At 73.6% G+C, this 15,205-nt stretch carries 19 protein-coding genes; 12 read left to right on the plus strand and 7 right to left on the minus strand.

All coding sequences use genetic code 11. The features are described 5' to 3' along the window. The first annotated feature begins 83 nt into the window (after positions 1-83). Complete coding sequence (locus tag PGB27_RS26280; RefSeq protein ID WP_274203398.1) at positions 84-848, plus strand: GH12 family glycosyl hydrolase domain-containing protein; 765 nt, start codon at positions 84-86, stop codon at positions 846-848. A gap of 3 nt (positions 849-851) precedes the next feature. Here the strand turns inward: PGB27_RS26280 and PGB27_RS26285 are convergent, their stop codons facing one another. After that, on the minus strand, positions 852-1,229 hold the full coding sequence (locus PGB27_RS26285) for an RNA-binding S4 domain-containing protein (protein ID WP_274203399.1): 378 nt from the start codon (positions 1,227-1,229) through the stop codon (positions 852-854). A 68-nt stretch (positions 1,230-1,297) separates the two neighbouring features. Here PGB27_RS26285 and PGB27_RS26290 point away from each other — a divergent pair, with 68 nt between their 5' ends. The 4 genes from PGB27_RS26290 to PGB27_RS26305 all read left to right on the plus strand — a co-directional run bounded on the left by PGB27_RS26290 (position 1,298) and on the right by PGB27_RS26305 (position 4,227). Next, positions 1,298-2,125 carry an LLM class F420-dependent oxidoreductase gene (locus tag PGB27_RS26290; protein WP_408630128.1) on the plus strand — a complete coding sequence of 276 codons (828 nt, stop codon included), beginning with the start codon at positions 1,298-1,300 and terminating at the stop codon, positions 2,123-2,125. Further along, complete coding sequence (locus tag PGB27_RS26295) at positions 2,122-2,541, plus strand: TIGR03668 family PPOX class F420-dependent oxidoreductase (protein ID WP_274203401.1); 420 nt, start codon at positions 2,122-2,124, stop codon at positions 2,539-2,541. The genes PGB27_RS26290 and PGB27_RS26295 overlap by 4 nt, the downstream gene beginning before the upstream one ends. Positions 2,542-2,649: 108 nt before the next feature. Next, entirely contained in the window at positions 2,650-3,696 is a 1,047-nt protein-coding gene (locus PGB27_RS26300) for a magnesium transporter (RefSeq protein ID WP_274203402.1), read from the plus strand. Positions 3,697-3,774: 78 nt separating this feature from the next. Further along, entirely contained in the window at positions 3,775-4,227 is a 453-nt protein-coding gene (locus PGB27_RS26305) for a pyridoxamine 5'-phosphate oxidase family protein (protein ID WP_274203403.1), read from the plus strand. 9 nt (positions 4,228-4,236) lie between these two features. Here PGB27_RS26305 and PGB27_RS26310 read toward each other — a convergent pair whose 3' ends face one another. From PGB27_RS26310 to PGB27_RS26330, 5 genes are all read right to left on the minus strand, one after another. Further along, a complete protein-coding gene (locus PGB27_RS26310) occupies positions 4,237-5,157 on the minus strand; it encodes an alpha/beta hydrolase (protein WP_274203404.1) in 921 nt (306 codons plus the stop codon). A gap of 96 nt (positions 5,158-5,253) precedes the next feature. Next, positions 5,254-5,772 carry a hypothetical protein gene (locus PGB27_RS26315; protein WP_274203405.1) on the minus strand — a complete coding sequence of 173 codons (519 nt, stop codon included), beginning with the start codon at positions 5,770-5,772 and terminating at the stop codon, positions 5,254-5,256. A 117-nt stretch (positions 5,773-5,889) separates the two neighbouring features. Further along, complete coding sequence (locus tag PGB27_RS26320) at positions 5,890-6,567, minus strand: MBL fold metallo-hydrolase (protein WP_274203406.1); 678 nt, start codon at positions 6,565-6,567, stop codon at positions 5,890-5,892. 10 nt (positions 6,568-6,577) lie between these two features. Continuing rightward, on the minus strand, positions 6,578-6,799 hold the full coding sequence (locus tag PGB27_RS26325) for a hypothetical protein (protein ID WP_274203407.1): 222 nt from the start codon (positions 6,797-6,799) through the stop codon (positions 6,578-6,580). A gap of 29 nt (positions 6,800-6,828) precedes the next feature. Further along, a complete protein-coding gene (locus tag PGB27_RS26330) occupies positions 6,829-7,401 on the minus strand; it encodes a TIGR03086 family metal-binding protein (RefSeq protein WP_274203408.1) in 573 nt (190 codons plus the stop codon). Between the two features lie 52 nt (positions 7,402-7,453). Between PGB27_RS26330 and PGB27_RS26335 the strand changes: the two genes are divergently transcribed. The 3 genes from PGB27_RS26335 (at position 7,454) to PGB27_RS26345 (ending at position 12,137) form a co-directional block, all read left to right on the plus strand. Then, positions 7,454-8,215, plus strand: a complete 762-nt coding sequence (locus PGB27_RS26335) for an AraC family transcriptional regulator (protein ID WP_274203409.1) — start codon at positions 7,454-7,456, stop codon at positions 8,213-8,215. A 176-nt stretch (positions 8,216-8,391) separates the two neighbouring features. Then, complete coding sequence (uvrA, locus tag PGB27_RS26340; RefSeq protein ID WP_274203410.1) at positions 8,392-11,292, plus strand: excinuclease ABC subunit UvrA; 2,901 nt, start codon at positions 8,392-8,394, stop codon at positions 11,290-11,292. A 95-nt stretch (positions 11,293-11,387) separates the two neighbouring features. Further along, positions 11,388-12,137, plus strand: coding sequence for an alpha/beta fold hydrolase (locus PGB27_RS26345; RefSeq protein WP_274203411.1), 750 nt, complete (start codon positions 11,388-11,390; stop codon positions 12,135-12,137). Here the strand turns inward: PGB27_RS26345 and PGB27_RS26350 are convergent. Further along, complete coding sequence (locus tag PGB27_RS26350; RefSeq protein ID WP_274203412.1) at positions 12,127-12,558, minus strand: cupin domain-containing protein; 432 nt, start codon at positions 12,556-12,558, stop codon at positions 12,127-12,129. The genes PGB27_RS26345 and PGB27_RS26350 overlap by 11 nt on opposite strands. A 367-nt stretch (positions 12,559-12,925) precedes the next feature. On the opposite strand from PGB27_RS26350, the gene infC reads away from it, so the two are divergent. The 4 genes from infC to PGB27_RS26370 all read left to right on the plus strand — a co-directional run bounded on the left by infC (position 12,926) and on the right by PGB27_RS26370 (position 15,154). Next, positions 12,926-13,525 carry a translation initiation factor IF-3 gene (gene infC, locus PGB27_RS26355; RefSeq protein ID WP_274203413.1) on the plus strand — a complete coding sequence of 200 codons (600 nt, stop codon included), beginning with the start codon at positions 12,926-12,928 and terminating at the stop codon, positions 13,523-13,525. Between the two features lie 149 nt (positions 13,526-13,674). After that, on the plus strand, positions 13,675-13,872 hold the full coding sequence (gene rpmI / locus PGB27_RS26360; protein WP_274203414.1) for a 50S ribosomal protein L35: 198 nt from the start codon (positions 13,675-13,677) through the stop codon (positions 13,870-13,872). Between the two features lie 71 nt (positions 13,873-13,943). Continuing rightward, positions 13,944-14,333, plus strand: a complete 390-nt coding sequence (gene rplT / locus PGB27_RS26365; RefSeq protein ID WP_274203415.1) for a 50S ribosomal protein L20 — start codon at positions 13,944-13,946, stop codon at positions 14,331-14,333. Then, positions 14,330-15,154 (plus strand): TrmH family RNA methyltransferase, encoded by an 825-nt coding sequence (locus PGB27_RS26370; RefSeq protein WP_274203439.1) that lies wholly within the window; start codon positions 14,330-14,332, stop codon positions 15,152-15,154. The genes rplT and PGB27_RS26370 overlap by 4 nt, the downstream gene beginning before the upstream one ends. The last annotated feature ends 51 nt before the right edge of the window (positions 15,155-15,205 follow it).

The following is a 15,205-nucleotide window of genomic DNA, read 5'->3' on the forward strand; positions in this document are numbered from 1 at the left end:
CGTACGTTTCAGCGCGACGAACGGTCGAGCGACGAGGGCGGCGGCGGATGGACGGTCGGAAGCGGGCGACGAGTGGTGTGGTCGTGGCGGTCCTCGCCGTGCTCGCGATGCTGGTGGGGGGCAGCCCGGCGCTGGCCACGGACCCGGGGACGCCCCGCGTCGAGGGCAAGCGGGTCTGCGGCAAGACCGAGTCGACGCCGGTGGCCGGCGGGCGCTACGAGGCCCAGAACAACCTCTGGGGCGCGGACACCCCGCAGTGCATCACGGCCTTCGACACCGGCTTCGTCGTCGACCCGGCCGACCACCGCAAGGAGAACGGGCCGGCGTCGTACCCGTCGATGGTGTGGGGCTGCAACTACGGCAACTGCACGAAGGGCACGCCCTTCCCGAGGAAGGTCTCCGAGCTCGCCGGGCTGCGCTCCTCCTGGGCCGTGTCGGTGCCCCCGACCGGCGACTACAACGTCTCCTACGACCTCTGGATGGACCCGACGCCCCGGCGCAACGGCCGCCCGACCGGCCTCGAGCTGATGATCTGGCTGAAGAACACCCCGCGCGTCCAGCCCATCGGCAGCAAGAAGGCCGAGGTCACCATCGCCGGCGCCACCTGGGACGTCTGGCTCGGCGCGATCGACCTGCCGACCATCAGCTACGTGCGCCAGCAGCCGACCCTCGAGGTCCGCGACCTGCCCCTGGACCAGTTCGTCGCCGACGCCCAGCGCCGCGGCGTCGCGAAGCCCGAGTGGTACATGACGAGCGTGCAGGCCGGCTTCGAGCCGTGGATCGGTGGCCGGGGGCTGACGACGCGGTCGTTCTCCGCCGACATCGGGGCCCCGGCCCCGACGCCCTGACGCTCACTCCTCGCCGGAGCGCTCCCGCAGCGCGTCGATCATCCGGCGGTCCCGCTTGGTCGGACGCCCGGCGCCGCGGTCGCGCACCGCGACCGCGGCGGGGCGCTCCTCCGGCGGCGGGGGCGGCGGGGTGTGGTCGACGTAGCAGGTCACGGCCACCGGGGCCCCCACGCGCTTGTCGATGACCTTGGCGACCTCGACGATCCGCGGGATCTCGTAGACGCGCGTGCGCACCGTGTCACCCGGCTTCACCGGCGTCGCGGGCTTGGCCGGGGTGTCGTTGACGCGCACGTGACCGCCCCGGCAGGCCTCGGCGGCGTCCGCCCGGGTCTTGGTCAGCCGCACCGCCCAGAGCCAGCGGTCGACGCGTGTGGACTCCATCGGGGCCCAGTGTGCCGCCTCCGGCCACGGGATAAGTCTGGAGCGTGGACCCGCTCGCACACGGCATCATGATGTTCCCGACGGACTACGCCATCGACCCGGCCACGCTGGCCAAGGAGGTGGAGGACCGGGGCTTCGACTCGCTCTGGTTCCCCGAGCACAGCCACATCCCGACGAGCCGGCAGTCGCCGTACCCGGGCGGCGGTGACCTGCCGCGGATGTACATCCACACCTACGACCCGTTCGTCGCCCTCACCGCCGCGGCGGCCGCGACGTCGACGCTGAAGATCGCGACGGGCATCTGCCTGGTCATCCAGCGCGACACGATCCACACCGCCAAGGAGGTCGCGAGCCTCGACCGCCTGTCCGGCGGGCGCTTCCTGTTCGGCGTCGGCGGTGGGTGGAACCGCGAGGAGATGGCCGACCACGGCACCGACCCGAAGACCCGCATGCGTCTCATGGCCGAGCAGGTCAAGGCCATGAAGGAGCTGTGGACGCAGGAGGAGGCCGAGTTCCACGGCGAGTTCGTGGACATCGAACGCAGCTGGGCCTGGCCGAAGCCGCTGCAGGAGCCGCACCCCCCGGTCTACGTCGGCGGCATGGGCCCGGGCGTCGAGGACCGGGTCCTCGACTTCGGCGACGCCTGGCTGCCCCAGCGCGTCGGGCCGGACAACATCGACGAGTTCGAGCAGCGCGCCAACGCTCTCCAGCAGCGCGCCGCCGACGCCGGGCGCGGCCCGATCCCGATGTCGCTGTTCGGCGCCGAGACGTCCTCGGAGGCGATCGAGGGCTACCGCCGCATCGGTCTCGAGCGGGCCATCTACGGCGTGAGCTCCGCCGACCGTGACACGGTGCTCAAGGAGCTCGACGAGCTGGCGACGCTGGTCGACCAGTGACCACGCTCGACGTCGACGACGCGCGCCAGCGGTTCGCCGGGGCGCGCGTCGCGCGTCTGGCCACGGTCGCGGGCGACGGTCAGCCGCACCTCGTGCCCGTGGTGTTCGCGGTCGAGCAGGACACCGTGCTCATGGCCGTCGACCAGAAGCCCAAGCGCCACCGCGACCTCAAACGGCTGCGCAACGTCCACGACAACCCCGCCGTCTCGCTGCTCGCCGACCACTACGACGACGACTGGAGCACCCTGTGGTGGGTGCGCGCCGACGGCACGGCGAGCATCTCCGACGACGCGCCGCTGCTCGCCCGCGTCCGCGCGGCGCTGGGGGAGCGCTACCCCCAGCACCGCGCGGACCCGCCCGAGGGCCCGGCGGTGACGGTCGAGGTGTGCCGCTGGACGGGGTGGTCGGCGACCTGAGCGTGCCCGGGACGGGACCGGAGGCCCTGGTCGGGAGCCGGTCGGCCCTGGGGCGTCGTCCGGCGGGTCACGAGGATGGGGAGCGCCCCGCAAGAGAGGAACCGCCGCATGTCCGAGGACGCCGCTCCGCACGCCGCCGGGGCCGTGCCGACGCGGAGGACCGACGTGGCCCCGACGCCGTCGGCCCCCGTCGGACGGACCGCGGGGAGAACGGCGGACGCCCACGCCTCGACGGCCGTGCCGGTCACCACCCCGGACGAGCGGTGCCGGCAGGTCCTCGACGGGATGCGGGGGCGACGGTTCGAGTCCGCGTCGACGGTGGCGGTCTGCGCCGCGGACGGGACGCTGGTCGGGCTGGTCACCCTGGAGCGGCTGCTGGCGGCCGCCGCCGACACACCGGTGCGCGACGTCATGGACGCCGAGCCGCCGACGGTCACCCCGACGACCGACCAGGAGCAGGCCGCGTGGCGGGCGGTGCACCGTGGGGAGTCGGCGCTGCCCGTCGTGGACGAGGCGGGGCGGTTCCGCGGGCTGATCCCCCCGGACCGGCTGCTGGCGGTGCTCCTGGCCGAGCACGACGAGGACGTCGCCCGCCTCGGCGGGTTCCTGGGCTCGTCGTCCGAGGCGCGGTCGGCGGCGCTGGAGAGCGTGGGGCGACGGTTGTGGCACCGGCTGCCGTGGCTGCTCCTGGGCCTGGTCGGCGCGTTCGTGGCGGCGGGCATCGTCGGGGCCTTCGAGCACCAGCTCGAGGAGCAGGTCCTCATCGCCTTCTTCCTCCCCGGGGTGGTCTACCTCGCCGACGCGGTGGGCACGCAGACGGAGGCGCTGGTCATCAGGGGTCTCGCCGCGGGGGTGAGCACGGGGAGGATCGCTCTCCGCGAGGCGGTGACCGGTCCGCTGCTCGGGGTCCTGTTCGCGACGGTCACCTTCCCCGTCGTCCTGGTGCTGTGGGGCGACCCCCGGGTGGCCGCCGCGGTGGCGGTGGCCCTGTTCGCGGCGTCGTCGATCGCGACCGTCGTGGCGCTGGCCCTGCCCTCGCTGCTGCACCGCCTCGGCCGCGACCCCGCCTTCGGCTCGGGACCGCTCGCCACCGTCGTCCAGGACCTGCTCTCGATCGTCATCTACTTCCTCGCCGCGTCCGCCATCGTGACCTGATGCGCGGGCCGACCGGCCCTGGCGGCGGCGCCCCGGTCACGGTGTCCTCCACCGGGAGCCCCGGCGGAGGAGCGGCGCATGGACACGGGCGACGACGGGCTGGAGGTCCTCGACGCGACGGCGTGCCGCGCGTTGTTGGGCACGGTCCCGGTGGGGCGGCTGGCCTGGGCCGAGCCGGACGGGCACGTCGAGGTCCGGCTGGTCAACGTCGGGGTCGACGGGGACGACCTCGTGTTCCGCGTGGCCGACGGGCCCCTGCTCGACGCGGTGCGCGCCGGGCGCCCGCTCACCGTCGAGGCGGACCGGATCGAGCCGGCCCTGCGCACGGGGTGGAGCGTCGCGGCCGTCGGGTACGGCGTCGAGGACCCCACCGGCTCCGCGGAGGGGCGGGTGGCACCGTGGGCCCGCGGGTCGCACCCCTGGACCATCCGCCTGCGACCCCAGCAGATCACGGGCCGGCGCGTGCGCCTGACCCCCGGGGAGGTCGTCGTCGTGCACCTGCCCCGGGAGGACGAGGACGTGGAGCCGTGACGGCGCGGCTCACCCCTTGCCGACGTGCAGGTGCTCGACGAACCAGTCGCGGGCGGCCGACGAGCTGACCTCGAAGCCCGGGCCCGTGTAGGCGTCGAAGTGCCCGCCGGGCACGACGACCAGTTTCTTCGGGTGCACCGCGCTCTCGTAGGCGGCCGCCGCGGCCTCGCCGGCGACGAGCCGGTCGTGCGGCGCGACGACCATCTGCAGCGGCGTCGGTGAGATCAGCGGCAGGAAACGACCCGGCTCGTAGCCCTGGAAGAGCTCGATCGACCGCAGCGTCACCTCGTTGCGCCAGGACGGTGCCCGATCGGACTGCGTGCGGGTGAAGAACTCGTACGAGTCCGGGGTCGGCAGGGCCGCCGGCGCGGTCGGGTCGTCGCTGACCACCGGCATCATCGCGGGCTCACCGCCGCGGGCGCGTTCGAGACGGTCGGCGGCGAACGCCTCCCACGTCGGGCCCCACTGGTCGATGCGCACGAGCGACTCGAAGGCCCGCCGACCCGACACCAGCGGCACCTGGCCGGACACCGCCTTGACCCGCCGGTCGATCGCGCCGACCACGTACGCGTGGGCGCCCGAGTAGCTCGAGCCCCAGACGCCGATCCGGTCCGCGTCGACGTCGTCGCGACCCTGCGCGTAGGTGATCGCGTGCTGGTAGTCGCGGACCTGCTCCCAGGGGTCGATCTCCTGGCGCGGCTTGCCCGGCGCCGCGTCCGAGGCCCCGAACCCGCGGTTGTCGTACACCACGCACGCCAGCCCGGAGGCGGCGAAGACCTCGGCGTAGTCGTCGAGGTGCTGTTCCTTCACGGCGGAGAAGCCGTGGGCCATGACCACGCAGGGGTGGCCGCCGTCCGCGTCGCCGTCGGGTCGGTAGAACCACCCGCGCAGCGTCACGCCCTCGGCGTCGAAAGAGATGTCCTCGCGCATCCTCGCGCTCCCGTCGTCGTGTGTGCCGACGAGGCTCCACCCTGGCCTGTCCGGGTGGCCGGGCGCACCGGTCGCGAGATCACGGTCCGGCAGAGATCAGCGCGCGGCGAGGTCGATCCGGCACTCGGGGACGCCGGGCGCGATCGGCTGGACGGCCGTGATCTCGAAAGCACCGGTCAGCGCCACGCCGCCGCCCTCGCTCGCCGGCCGGATCCGCAGGTGCGCGGGGTCCGCGTCCGTGATGGTCAGGCGCGCCGGCGACGCGGGGCTGTTCGCGCCGGGGCAGCTGTAGGAGCGCAGGACGATCGTCGCGGGCTGCGCCGCGGGGTCGCCGCCCTTGATCGCGGTCTGATCGATCTGCACGCCGAGGTCGACCCGCCCGGCCGCGAGGGTCCCGCCGCGGAACGAGTCCTGGTAGGTGGCGAGGCTCGCGACGAGTCCGCTGGCGTCGACGTCGTTGCGCACGACGCGGTCGACCTGCCGGGCGAACAGGCTGCTCGCCACACCCGTGAGCGCGAGGGCGAGCAGCAGGATGGCGACGATGACGACCGCGGCCACGATGCCCAGGACCGTCCGGGTCCTCCCGCGTGGTGAGCGGTCCTGCGTGCTGGTCATGAAGGGCCCCCCGAGCTGGCCGTGACGACGTGTACCCGCTCGATCGCACCAGGACGACGCAGCGTTAGCGACCGTCAGCGCTGAACGAGTGACACGACCGGGCGGGAGCGGCCCGCCTCACCAGCCCCGTTCGCGCCACTCCCCGAGCTTGGGCCGCTCGGTGCCCAGCGTCGTGTCGTCACCGTGGCCCGGGTAGACGACCGTGTCATCGCCCAGCTGCCCGAACACCTTGGCCTCGAGGTCGTCCATGAGGGACCGGAACTCGTCCGGGCCCGCCGTCTTGCCCGGCCCGCCGGGGAAGAGGGAGTCGCCGGTGAAGAGGTGCCCGGAGCCGGCGGGGTCGCGGTAGAGCAGGGCGATCGAGCCGGGGGTGTGGCCGTCGAGGTGGATGATCTCCACCTGGGAGCCGCCGAACGCGACGGTGTCGCCGTCGCCCACCGTGTGGTCGGGCGCCACGGGCAGCTCGGGGGCGTCGCGCTCGCCGGCGTAGGTGGTGGGGGAGAGGGCGGCGACCGCGTCCTCGAGCGACTGGATGTGGTCCCAGTGCTTGTGGGTGGTCGCGAGGCTCGTCACCTTGCTGCGGTCGGCCACGGTGTCGACGGTGTCGAGCAGGCGCTCGGTCTCGTTCGCGGCGTCGATGAGCAGCGCCTCGCCGGTGCCGCGGTCGACGAGCAGGTAGGCGTTGTTGTCCATCGGCCCGACCGACACCTTGGTGATCGAGACGTCCTGGAGGTCGCGCCGCGCGGCGGGGCCGCCGGGCTCGACGTGGCCGGTGTAGTCGTCGAGGAGGTCCACGCGCGGAAGACTAGCGCCGCTCGGGCCGGTGGCCCGCCCGACGCAGGGCGTCCGGGCTGAGGATCTCGCCGCAGTGCTCGCAGCGCGGCGGCCCGTCCTCGGTCATCACCACCGCGAGGTGGCCGGCACGGCTGGCGGCGCACTCGGCCCGGGCCTCGTCGACGTCGGTGTCCGAGCTCCACCTCCGCCGCTCGCGGAGGCGCTTCAGCTCTGCGGGATCGATGCCGCCCATGTCGTCCAGGATGCCCCTCGACGGGAGCGTCAGGGCGTCCACAGCGGATCGCGGCCCGCGAGGGCGACGACCCGGTCGAGCAGCGGCGCGTCGGGCGGGACGTGCACGGCCGGGCCGAACGCGCCCATGCCGCGGCCCATCGGGGTGAGACCCTCGAGCGCGCCGTGCACCTCCTCGAGCAGCGCGTCGTCCCAGCTCACCGGCTCGCCGAGCCCGCGCTCGAGGTCCCACGCGTGCAGGACCAGCTCGCAGAGCGTCATGGTGCCGACGACGGAGGCGGGCAGCTCCGTGCTCGTCATCGTCGTCGTGCCCTCCCACGACGCCGGGTCGCTCCAGACGGCCACGAGGTCGTCGCGCGCGGCGCCGAGGGCGGCGGGCCAGTCACCGACGGCCCTCGGCGTGCCGGGCTCGGGCGGGGTCCCGCGGCCGGCCCCCGCGAGCACGGGCGTCCAGGTCATCATGTGCTCGACGAGGTCGCGCACGGTCCAGTCCTCGCAGGGCACGGGCGCGTCGAGGTGGTCGGCGGCCGTCGCGACGAGCTTCTCGTGCGGGGCGGCCGCGGCGACGACGAGGTGCGGGCGGGGCGTGAAGTCGGGGAACACGGGACGGGACGCTAGCCAGCGCGCGCCCGCCGGTCATGGAGGAACGCGACAGGTGCCGGAGCGGGACCCGCGCGAGCTCGGCGGGCACTGGCGCACCGCGCAGACGATCGCCGTGCACGAGCCCGACGCCGGCCTCGCGCCCTGGGTCGAGCGGCTGTGGACCGCGTCGTGGGAGTACGCGGAGCCCTACCGGCAGAAGATCGTCCCGTTGCCGCAGGTGCACGTGTCGGTCATCGACGATCTCCCGCCCCGGGTCGTCGGGCCACGGAGCCGCCACCTGGTCCGCGAGCTGGCCGGGCGCGGGTCGGTGGTGGGCGCGGCGTTCCGGCCCGGGGTCTTCCGGGCGCTCGCCGGGCGGCCCGTGGCCGAGCTGGTCGACCGCGAGCTGGACGCCGCGGACGTGCCGGGCCTGGCCGGCGAGCCGCGCTTCCCCGGGGACCTGGCGGCGTGGCTGCGCGCCCACCTGCCCGCCGAGGGCCCGCCCCGCGCGGCGCGGGAGGCCGGCGAGCTCGTCGCCCACGTCGCCGCCGACCCGACCGTCGCGCGGGTGGACCGGCTCGCCGCGGCGGCGGGCACGAGCATGCGGACCCTGCAGCGGCTGTTCGCCGAGCACGTGGGCCCGGGGCCGAAGTGGGTGATCCGACGCTACCGGCTCCAGGAGGTCGTCGCACGCCTCGAGGCCGGGGGACGGGTCGACTGGGCCGACCTCGCCGCGACGCTGGGCTACGCCGACCAGGGCCACCTCTCCCGCGACTTCACCGACCTCTTCGGCGAACCGCCCACCTGGTACGCCCGGCGCTACCCGGCGAGCTGACCACCCACATGGCCCGACCGGTCGTCGCCCGTGGAGCCCGACCGGTCGCGCGGCACCGAGGCCGCAGGGCCGTTGTCGGGGGTCGCTCCTAGCATGGAGAGGACCGGGGGAAGAGACATTCGTCGTCGCGTGTTCCCACCCCGGCGCGTCTCGCCCGGAGCCTGGAGGCCTCGCACGTGGTCGATCGTCTCGTCGTCCAGGGCGCTCGTGAGCACAACCTCACGGGCGTCGATCTCGACCTGCCCCGCGACAGCCTGGTCGTCTTCACCGGCCTGTCGGGCTCGGGCAAGTCGAGCCTGGCGTTCGACACGATCTTCGCCGAGGGCCAGCGCCGCTACGTCGAGTCGCTGTCGGCGTACGCGCGCCAGTTCCTCGGGCAGATGGACAAGCCCGACGTCGACTTCATCGAGGGCCTCTCGCCCGCGGTGTCGATCGACCAGAAGTCGACCAGCCGCAACCCGCGCTCGACGGTCGGCACCATCACCGAGGTCTACGACTACCTGCGTCTGCTCTACGCCCGCGCCGGCACGCCCCACTGCCCGACCTGCGGCGAGGTCATCTCGAAGCAGACGCCGCAGCAGATCGTCGACCAGGTGCTCGAGATGGAGCCGGGCCGCCGGTTCCAGGTGCTCGCGCCGGTCATCCGCGGGCGCAAGGGCGAGTACGTCGACCTGTTCAGCCAGCTCCAGGGCCAGGGCTACTCCCGCGTGCTCGTCGACGGCACCGTGTATCCGCTGTCCGAGCCGCCGACGCTGAAGAAGCAGGAGAAGCACGACATCGCGGTCGTGGTCGACCGGTTGTCGGTGAAGTCGAGCGCCAAGCAGCGCCTGACGGACTCGGTCGAGACGGCGCTGCGCCTGGCCGAGGGCATCCTCGTGCTCGACTTCGTCGACCTCCCCGACGACGACCCGGACCGCGAGCGCCGCTTCTCCGAGCGCATGGCCTGCCCGAACGGCCACCAGCTCCAGGTCGACGACCTCGAGCCCCGCGCCTTCTCCTTCAACTCGCCCTACGGCGCGTGCCCGACGTGTGCCGGTCTGGGCATCAAGAAGGAGGTCGACCCCGAGCTGCTGGTGCCCGACGACGAGCTCTCGCTCGCCGACGGGGCCATCGCGCCGTGGGCGATCGGCCAGTCCGCGGAGTACTTCACGCGCCTGCTCACCGCGCTGTCCGAGCAGGTCGGGTTTCGGATGGACACCCCGTGGCGCAAGCTGCCGGCGCGGGTGCAGAAGGCGGTGCTGCACGGCTCGGACGAGCAGGTGCACGTGCGCTACCGCAACCGCTACGGCCGCGAGCGCTCGTACTACGCGTCGTTCGAGGGCGTCGTGCCCTTCCTCGAGCGCCGGCTCGACCAGGCGGAGTCCGACAGCGCCCGTGAGCGCTACGAGGGCTACATGCGCGACGTCCCGTGCCCGGCCTGCGGCGGGACGCGGCTCAAGCCCGAGATCCTCGCGGTGACGCTGCGGCACGAGACGCTGGGCGACCGCTCGATCGCCGACCTCACCGCGCTCTCGGTGGCCGACTGCGCGGAGTTCATGAAGGGCCTCGTCCTCGGCGCGCGCGAGCAGGTCATCGCGGGCGCGGTGCTCAAGGAGATCGACGCCCGGCTGGGCTTCCTGCTCGACGTCGGTCTCGACTACCTGTCGCTGGCGCGCGCCGCGGCGACGCTGTCGGGCGGCGAGGCCCAGCGCATCCGCCTCGCGACGCAGATCGGGTCCGGGCTGGTCGGCGTGCTCTACGTCCTCGACGAGCCGTCGATCGGGCTCCACCAGCGCGACAACCGGCGGCTGATCGACACGCTGTCCCGGCTGCGCGACCTCGGCAACACGCTCATCGTCGTCGAGCACGACGAGGACACCGTCCGCGCGTCGGACTGGGTCGTCGACATCGGCCCGGGCGCCGGCGAGCACGGCGGCCGCGTCGTCTACTCCGGGCCGGTCGAGGGCCTCGAGAAGAGCGAGGAGTCGCTCACCGGCGCCTACCTCTCGGGCCGCGAGCAGATCCCGGTCCCGGAGATCCGCCGGCCGATCGACAGGAAGCGCCAGGTCAGCGTCGTCGGCGCCCGCGAGCACAACCTGCACGACGTCGACGTGTCCTTCCCGCTGGGCTGCCTGGTCTCGATCACCGGGGTGTCCGGGTCGGGCAAGTCGACGCTGGTCAACGACATCCTCGCGACGGTCCTGGCCAACAAGCTCAACGGCGCCCGCCAGGTCCCGGGCCGGCACACGCGGGTGACGGGCCTCGAGCACCTCGACAAGCTCGTGCGGGTCGACCAGTCGCCGATCGGCCGCACGCCCCGGTCCAACCCCGCCACGTACACCGGCGTGTGGGACCACATGCGCAAGCTCTTCGCCAGCACCAACGAGGCGAAGGTGCGTGGCTACGGGCCCGGGCGCTTCTCGTTCAACGTCAAGGGCGGGCGCTGCGAGGCGTGCGCCGGCGACGGCACCATCAAGATCGAGATGAACTTCCTGCCCGACGTCTACGTGCCCTGCGAGGTCTGCAAGGGCGCGCGGTACAACCGCGAGACCCTCGAGGTGCACTACAAGGGCAAGAACGTGGCCGAGGTCCTCGACATGCCGATCGAGGAGGCCGCGGAGTTCTTCAAGCCGATCGGCGCGATCCACCGCCACCTGCAGACGCTCACCGAGGTCGGGCTGGGCTACGTCCGCCTCGGCCAGCCGGCGCCGACGCTGTCCGGCGGCGAGGCGCAGCGCGTCAAGCTGGCCTCGGAGCTGCAGAAGCGCTCGATGGGCCGGACGATCTACATCCTCGACGAGCCGACCACGGGCCTGCACTTCGAGGACATCCGCAAGCTCCTCGGGGTCATCAACGGCCTGGTCGACAAGGGCAACACCGTCCTCGTCATCGAGCACAACCTCGACGTCATCAAGGTGTCGGACTGGGTCGTCGACATGGGTCCGGAGGGCGGCAACAACGGCGGCACCGTCGTCGCCCAGGGCACGCCGGAGCAGGTCGCGGCGGTCGAGGGCAGCTACACGGGCCAGTTCCTCGCGAGCCTGGTCACGCCGGACGCCGGCCCGGTCCGCAAGAGCCGGGTGAAGAAGGCCGGCTGACCCCTCGGGGCGGGACGTCCGGCGCGGCGCAACGGCCGCGCAACGCCGTTCGTCACCGTGTCCCCGGCAACGGCGCCGAGGACACGGAGGACGAGATGGCGACGTTCGTGCTGGTGCACGGGGGATTCACGGACGGCTCCTTCTGGGGCGACACCGCCGCGGGGCTCACCGCGGCCGGGCACCGGGCGCTCGTCGCCGAGCTCCCGAGCACCGGGCGCTCGCCCGAGGACCTCGGCGGGCTCGGGGACGACGTCGCCGAGGTGCGGCGGCTGATCGACAGCACCGACGCCTCCGACGGCCCGGTGATCCTCGTCGGCCACTCCTACGGCGGCGTGGTGCTCACCGAGCTCGCCGACGATCCCCGCGTGGCGAGGTCGGTGTACGTGGCGGCCGCGCGACCGGCGCGCGGCAGGTCGCTGGGGGACCTGTTCGGGGGCGCGCTGCCGTCGTGGACCGTCGCCCACCCCTCGGGCCTCGCCCTCGGCACGGTCGACGACGCCGAGGTCACCCGGCAGACGTTCTGCGCCGAGATGACCCCGGAGGAGTGGGCGCCGTGGCACGCCCACCAGATGGGGCTCCTCAGCTCGAACGCGGCGCTCTCCGACGCCGCCACGGCCCCGGACCCCACCCACCCGGCCACCTACGTGCTCTGCGAGCGCGACGCCGCCATGCCGCCACCCGCGCAGGAGGCCATGGCGGCGTCCGCGGACCGGGTCGTCCGCGTCCCGACGTCGCACTGGCCCATGTACGTCGACCGCGACGGCTTCCTCGCCCTCCTCGAGCGGGAGGCCGAGCCGGCGGACGCGCGGTCGGTGGGTGACGCGCCGTCCCGGCTCAGCCCGTGATCTCGGTGTGGTGGGCGCGGTAGAGGGCCCGGACGATCTGGGGCGACGGTTCCGGGTCGCGCTCGACGAGCGTGTTGATGGCCTCGACGAGGCGGGTCGCCTCCGGTGTGGTGATCACCAGGACCCGGGCGGGCTCGCTGCCGGGGTTGGCGAAGGCGTGCGCGGAACCGCGCGGGACCGACACCGCGGAGCCGGGGCCGCAGTGGTGCGACACGCCGTCGAGCAGGAAGGCGACCGTGCCCTCGAGGACGTAGAACGCCTCGTCGTCGGCGAGGTGCCGGTGCGGGGGCGGGCCCTCCCAGGCCGGTGGCAGCACCGACTCGAACACCGCGAAGCCCTCGTTGTCGCCCGGCTCGACCTTGATCCGAATGCCGGGCCCGACCGGGCGTCCGGCGCCGGGGAGGTGGACGAGTGAGGACATGGCGACCCCCGCGGACCGGTGCGGACGAGACTCGTGGCGTGGGAGAAGTGTGGCCGGACGGCCCGGCCCGTCAAGGAAGGTGCGGGGCCCGCCGACCGGGAACACCGCGGGGCAGTGGTACGTTGTGCCGAGAGCGACCAGCTCGGTGGGTGCAGCGCGTCCGCCGAGCGGCAAGTGGAGCCCCGGCTCCCACCCGTCCACCGCACAGGTGAGCGGGTTCCGGTCCGGCCGTCGCGGTGCGTGAGCGTCGTCGGCGGCAGCGTTGCCGTGAGGGGACGTGGATCGGTCGACCGTGGGCCCTGCCGCCACCTCGCGTGGCGCGGGGCCCGACGTCCATCGGGGCTCCGACAGCCGGGTCGCAGAGACTGTGTCACGGACCCGAGGAGAGCTCATCAGCACAGAGACCCGCATCAACGAGCGCATCCGCGTTCCCGAGGTGCGACTGGTCGGCCCCAACGGCGAGCAGGTCGGGATCGTCCGGATCGAGGACGCCCTGCGCCTGGCCCGCGAGGCCGACCTCGACCTGGTCGAGGTGGCCGCCCAGGCCCGCCCGCCGGTCTGCAAGCTCATGGACTACGGCAAGTTCAAGTACGAGAGCGCGCAGAAGGCCCGCGAGTCGCGGCGCAACCAGCAGCAGACGGTGATCAAGGAGCAGAAGCTCCGGCCGAAGATCGACCCGCACGACTACGAGACGAAGAAGGGTCACGTGACCCGCTTCCTCGGGCAGGGTCACAAGGTCAAGGTCACCATCATGTTCCGTGGTCGCGAGCAGTCGCGCCCGGAGCTGGGCTTCCGCCTCCTGCAGCGCCTCGCCGAGGACGTCGGCGAGCTCGGCTACGTCGAGGCGACGCCGAAGCAGGACGGCCGGAACATGACCATGGTCCTGGCGCCGAACAAGAAGCCGCAGAAGGCCCCGCGCCCCCAGCAGGAGGCGCAGCAGGAGCCGGCCCCCGAGCCGGCGGGCTGAGCGGCCGAGCTGGCTGCACGACCGGCCGCACCCACCCTCCGGGTGCGGCCGGGCCCCCGGGCGCCCGTACCGTCGTCACCCGACGGCGGGACGGGCGTCGCCCACCCCCGGCGGAGCACGTCGGTCCGCACGAGGAGCAAGGACAGGACATGCCGAAGAACAAGACGCACAGCGGCGCCAAGAAGCGCATCAAGGTGACCGGGAGCGGCAAGCTGCTGCGCGAGAAGGCCGGCAAGCGCCACCTGCTGGAGAAGAAGTCCAGCCACAAGACCCGCGCGCTCTCCGGCAACGACGAGGTCGCGCCGCAGGACAGCTCGCGCATGCGCCGCCTGCTCGGCCGCGCCTGAGCCTCCCCACCGTTCGACCCCATCCGGACCGGATCCGCTCCGCTCCCTGATCTGATCGAAGGCAGGACCACGTGGCACGCGTGAAGCGCGCGGTCAACGCGCAGAAGAAGCGTCGCACCACCCTGGAGATGGCCAGCGGCTACCGCGGCCAGCGCTCCCGGCTCTACCGCAAGGCCAAGGAGCAGACGCTCCACTCGCTGACGTACGCCTACCGCGACCGCAAGCAGCGCAAGGGCGACTTCCGGCAGCTGTGGATCACCCGCATCAACGCGGCCGCGCGCGCCAACGACATGACCTACAACCGGTTCATGCAGGGCCTCAAGCTCGCGGGCGTCGAGGTCGACCGCAAGAACCTCGCCGAGATCGCCGTCTCGGACCCGGCCGCGTTCACCGCGCTGGTCGAGGTCGCGAAGGCCGCGGTGCCGGCGGACAAGAACGCGAAGAACGAGGACGCGGCCTGACCGCAGTCCTCACCGAACGCACGCCGCGCGTCGCAGCAGCCCGCAAGCTGCTGCGGCGCGCGTCGCGTCTCGAGGCCGGGCGGTTCCTCGTCGAGGGCGTCCGTCCGGTGCACGACGCGCTGACGTGGGCTGAAGAAGGCCCCGGCCGCGTGCACGACCTCTTCCTCACCGACGCCGTCGCCGACCGTGACCCCACGCTGGAGGACCGGGCGATCGCCGCCGGGGTCCGGGTCGCCCGCGTCACCGAGAAGGCGGCCGCCGGGCTCTCCGACACCGTGACCCCGCAGGGCGTGGCCGTCGTGTGCTCCACGGTCACCGTCGGGCTCGACGCCGCCCTCGGCGAGCACCCCCGGCTCGTCACGGTCCTCGCCGGCGTCGCCGACCCCGGCAACGCCGGCACCGTCATCCGCACCAGCGACGCCGCCGGCGCCGACGCCGTCGTCCTCGCCGGGGACAGCAGGAACCAGCCGGTCGACCCGCACAACGGCAAGTGCGTGCGCGCGACGATGGGGAGCCTGTTCCACCTGCCCCTCGCGGTGGCCCGCGACGTCGACGCCGTCGTGGCCGCGCTGCGCGAGCGCGGGCTGACGCTGCTCGCGGCCGCCGGCGACGGCGAGACGGTGCTCGACGCCTCAGCCGACCCGCTGCTCGCCGCGCCGACGGCGTGGCTGTTCGGCAGCGAGGCCCACGGTCTGGACGACGACACGACGCGGCTCGCCGACCACCGCGTCCGCGTCCCGATCCACGGCCGCGCCGAGAGCCTCAACCTCGCCACGGCCGCCGCGGTGTGCCTCTACGCCTCGGCCCGCGCGCACCACTAGCCGAACGCGCTCGACCTGCTCCGATACCATCGGCAGGCACCCGAGAAGCCC

Source organism: Actinomycetospora lemnae (genome assembly GCF_028737315.1).
GTDB lineage: Bacteria > Actinomycetota > Actinomycetes > Mycobacteriales > Pseudonocardiaceae > Actinomycetospora > Actinomycetospora lemnae.